This is a genomic window from Methylopila musalis, assembly GCF_042679725.1.
GTDB classification, from domain to species: Bacteria; Pseudomonadota; Alphaproteobacteria; order Rhizobiales; family Methylopilaceae; genus Methylopila; species Methylopila musalis.
On record NZ_JBHTMX010000238.1, the window covers coordinates 1 to 4,045 of the forward strand.

Annotated in this window: 4 protein-coding genes; 1 reads left to right on the forward strand and 3 read right to left on the reverse strand. The window is 73.4% G+C overall.

Annotation, left to right across the window (positions count from 1 at the left end; translation table 11 throughout):
• The 3 genes from ACFQ4O_RS15885 to ACFQ4O_RS15895 form a co-directional block, all read right to left on the reverse strand.
• A partial coding sequence (locus ACFQ4O_RS15885) for a glycosyltransferase family 2 protein (protein ID WP_378777071.1) occupies nt 1-777 on the reverse strand: 777 nt, incomplete at its 3' end.
• A complete protein-coding gene (locus tag ACFQ4O_RS15890; protein WP_378777074.1) occupies nt 774-1,550 on the reverse strand; it encodes a WecB/TagA/CpsF family glycosyltransferase in 777 nt (258 codons plus the stop codon). The genes ACFQ4O_RS15885 and ACFQ4O_RS15890, both read right to left, overlap by 4 nt.
• Nucleotides 1,543-2,886: an O-antigen ligase family protein gene (locus tag ACFQ4O_RS15895; RefSeq protein ID WP_378777076.1), complete on the reverse strand. Its 1,344-nt coding sequence runs from the start codon at nt 2,884-2,886 to the stop codon at nt 1,543-1,545. Before ACFQ4O_RS15895 ends, ACFQ4O_RS15890 begins: the two co-directional genes overlap by 8 nt.
• 154 nt (nt 2,887-3,040) lie before the next feature.
• Between ACFQ4O_RS15895 and ACFQ4O_RS15900 the strand changes: the two genes are divergently transcribed.
• Complete coding sequence (locus tag ACFQ4O_RS15900; RefSeq protein ID WP_378777079.1) at nt 3,041-3,973, forward strand: glycosyltransferase family 2 protein; 933 nt, start codon at nt 3,041-3,043, stop codon at nt 3,971-3,973.
• The last annotated feature ends 72 nt before the right edge of the window (nt 3,974-4,045 follow it).

The window sequence follows — 4,045 nt, forward strand, 5'->3', positions numbered from 1 at the left end:
CGGCGAGGCGCTGGCTTTGGACACCGCCGCCGCATAGGCCTGCCCGCCGGCGTAGACCCGCCGCCGCATGTAGGCGGCGTCGCAGCGGGCGGCGGGCACGTGCTCCGTCACCCGCGGGGCCCCGAGCCAGCCGATGCGCCGGCCAGCCGCCTGCAGCCGGCAGAACAGGTCGTAGTCCTCGCCGCCCGCATGGCCGAAGGCGGGGTCGAAGCTTAGTCCCGCCAGCGCGTCCCGGCGGAACAGCGAGTTGGCGGTGGAGAGGATGACGTTCGCGGTCTTCTCCGGCCCCATGGCGAACAGGTCGGTCCCGTCGGGCGCGCGCATTTCGCGGGAGAACAGGGCGCGCATGGCCGGCGTCGCCTTGTCGGGCGTCTCGAACAGCCCGATCATCGGTCCCACGAACACGTCGTGCGGGTGGCGGCGCGCGCCCTCCAGCATGGCGGCGAGCCAGCCGTCCGCCATCTCCTGGTCGTCGTCGATGAAGGCGATCAGCGGAGAGGCCGCCGCCGCCGCGAGGCCGGCGTTGCGGGCGACCGAGATGTTCGGCGGATGCGCCTGCGCATAGACGACCGGAACGTCGCCGCCCGCCTGCGCCGCCACGACGCTTTCGGCCGAGCCGTCGTCGCTGTTGTCCACCACCACGATCGTGAAGCGCGCGCCCTCCGGCGCCCGCTGGCGCAGCGCGCTCGCGAGCGCGAGCTTCAGCGGCTCCGGGCGGCGATAGGTGCAGATCACCAGCGCGAGGTCGGCGGGCGGCGCGAGCGGGCCTCCGGTCACGCGGCGTCTCCCCGCCGTCCAAGGTCGCGGACATAGAGCAGCAGGATGCGCGGGCTCTCGATGACGTAGCGCCGCCACATCCGGCGGGGCTCGGTGGAGAGCCGGAACAGCCATTCGAGCCCGGCGCGGGACATCCAGCGCGGCGCGCGGGGGCGGCGCCCCACCAGGAACTCCACGCTCGCGCCGATGCACAGGCCGACGCCCCGGGCCACGCCGCGCCGGCGCAGCTCCTCCGCGAGCTTCTCCTGCTGGGGCGAGCCGACCGCGAGCAGCGTGAAGCGCGCCGGATGGGTCTCGACCGCCGAGATCGTGGCCTCGAAGGCGTCCCGGTTGGTGAGCAGGCCCATGGGGGCCTCGTAATGGTCGGCGGCGGTGAGGCCGACCTTCGCGACCAGCGCCCGGAACAGCTCCGCGTCGCCGCCCACCAGCAGCAGCGGGGCCGCACGGTCGAAACGGGGATCGGACAGAAGGTTCGCCACCAGATCCGAGCCCGGCACGGACGGCAGATCGAGGCCGCGGGTCTTGGCCAAAAGCTCCACCACCCGGCTGTCGTTCAGGCAGAGCCACGCGTTGACGTATGGCTCCGCCTGCGCGCCGCCCTCGGCGATGCGCGCCACATGGGCGGCGTTGGGCGTCACCAGCGTGGCGAAGGGGGCGTCCGCGGGCCGCGCCAGCAGGGCGTCCAGCGCCTCGCGCGGCGTCAGGCGGTGGTAGGTCACCCCGAGGAACCGCAGGCGCGGCGCCGGCGTGTCGGGGAGGCGGCGCTCATCCATAGGCGGAACGTCCCTCATGGGCGAGAGCCCGCCGGCAGGACAGCGCGGCGATGCAGAGAATCGCGACGTTGCAGAACGGAATGCCGCGCACGAACAGGGTCGCCTCGGTCAGGTTGTGCAGCAGGTGAAGCGCGAGCACCACGCCGATCAGCCCGAGCGCCGCGCGCTCGGCGCGGGGCGCCTGCGCGGAGGCCGCGCCGGCGAGGCCCGCGACCATGCCGGTCGCCACCACCACCGTCGCCAGAACCACCGCCGGCAGGCCGATGTGGAGCCACAGCTCCAGAAAGCCGTTGTGGGCCTGGTTGATGGTGCCCACCTCCACGTCGCCGAGCCAGGTGCCCGGATCGATCCGGTTCAGCGGATCGTTGTCGGGCCCCACGTCCCAGAAGGCGCCGTAGCCGTGTCCGAGCCAGAACCGCTCCTGCGCGGCCTTCAATGCGAAGGCCCACAGCTCGTCGCGGCCCGTGAAGGAGGCGTCGCCGGTGAAGACGGCGGAGAAGGCGACCGGATCGAAGTCGAACGCCGCGAAGGCCGCGAGGAAGACGCAGACGCCAAAGGCCGCGGCCGCGGCCAGCAGCAGCGCGAAACGCGGCCCGAGCTTCTCGGTGAGGGCGAAGGCCGCGATCCCTGCGAGCGCGAGCCCGGTCAGCGCGATCGACGTCTTGCTCCGGGTGAGCAGGAGGAAGCCGAGCGCGAGCGCGAGCGCCAGCAGGCCGAGCGCCACGTGGCGGCGGCGCGCGGCGCCGAGCGTCCAGGTCGCGGCCGTGACCGCCGTGATCATGGCCGCGATGCCGGCGACGTTCTTCTGCGAGTACATGCCCCGGAGCCCGAGGTCGGTCACGGCGAAGCCCGGCGCCAGCGCGGAGCCGACCACGTTGAGCACGATCACGAGCGCGGTGACGGCGAACAGCGCGGTGTGGAACTGGCGCAGGCTCTTCAGCCCCGACGCGCAGGACGCCGCGATCACCGCGAGGAAGGTCAGCAGCAGGGCCCGCCGGATCGTGAGATCGGGGAAGTCCGACCACAGCACGCTCGACAGGCAGATGACGACGATGGCGCCGAGGCCCGCAAGGCCCGGGATCAGCGCCGGAAGCCGCCGCGCGTTCAGCGCCAGCACCACCAGCGCCAGCCCGAACAGCGCCAGCACGCCGAAGCGGTCGATGATGTTGCCCTCCACCCGCTGGGCGGCGGACGGGTCCTGAAACGGCTGGGCGCCGACGAACACGTACAGCAGGAACAGGTGCAGCAGGATCGCGTGCAGGCCCGCCGCCCACGCCACCCCGGCGCGCGGCGTGGCCGGCGCGGTCAGGGGCGTGGACAGGGCGGCGTTCGGCATGCGGTGCTCCGGTCGGTCGACGCCGCAGGAACCGGCGATCGCAAGGGGGCGACGCCCGCGCGGACGCGTCAGGCCGCACTAGGACGCAAGGCGCTTTAATTCCAAATTAAAGTGACACGGCCGCAGTTAGAAGCCCCAACCGTCCGGGAGCGCCATGACCACGGTTTCGATCGTCATACCGACGCTGACGCGGCCGGAGCCGCTGCGGCGCGCGCTCGAAAGCGCGCTGGCGCAGGGCGGCGTGGAGGCGCAGGCGCTGGAGGTGGTGGTGGTGGACAACTCCGCCGCCGGCGACGCCCGCGCGCTGGTGGAGCGCTTCGCTGCGGCGTCCGGCGGGCGCGTGCGCTATGTGGCGGCCCCCCGGCCCGGCGTCGCCAACGCCCGCAACGCCGGCGTCGCCGCTGCCACCGGCGACTGGATCGCCTTTCTGGACGACGACCAGGAGGCCTCGCCCCGCGGGCTCGCGAATCATCTGGCCGCCGTGCTCGCGGCCGGCGCGGACGCGAGCTTCGGCCCGGTGGAGGCCCGCGCCGAGGGCGGCGCGCCCATGGGGCCGTTCACGCCCTATTTCGAGCGCCGGATCGCGCGGCCGGACGGGGCGGACATCACCGAGCTTTCGGCCTATCTCGGCACCAACAACTCCATGTTCCGCCGCGCCCGCTGCCTCGAGGGCGAGGCGCCTTTCGACGTCACGCTCAACGAGAGCGGCGGCGAGGACAGCCTGCTGATCAAGCGCCTCCGGCTGTCGGGCCGCGCCTTCGCCTGGGCCGCGCAGGCGAGCGTGATCGAATGGACGCCGCCGCGGCGGCTGACCTGGGCCTATGTGCGCAAGCGCAAGTTCCTGAGCGGGCAGGTGCGCAGCTTCGTGCACCACATGCTGGAGCCGCCACAGTGGGGCTGGATCCTGCTCTGGATGGCGGTCGGCCTTGTCCAGGCGGCGGGTTTCGGGGCTCTGGCGCTGGTGTTCAGGCCCATCGACGCCACGCGCTCGGAAAAGGCGCGGGCGACCGCCATGGGCGGGCTCGGCAAGGTGCTCTGGATGCGCCGGTTCCGGCCCGCGCTCTACGGATCGGGCCTCGTCTCATGACGGCGCTCACCCGGCGGGCGGCGCTCGCGGGCGGCGTGGCGCTCGGCCTCGCCCCCGCGCTCGCCCGTGCCG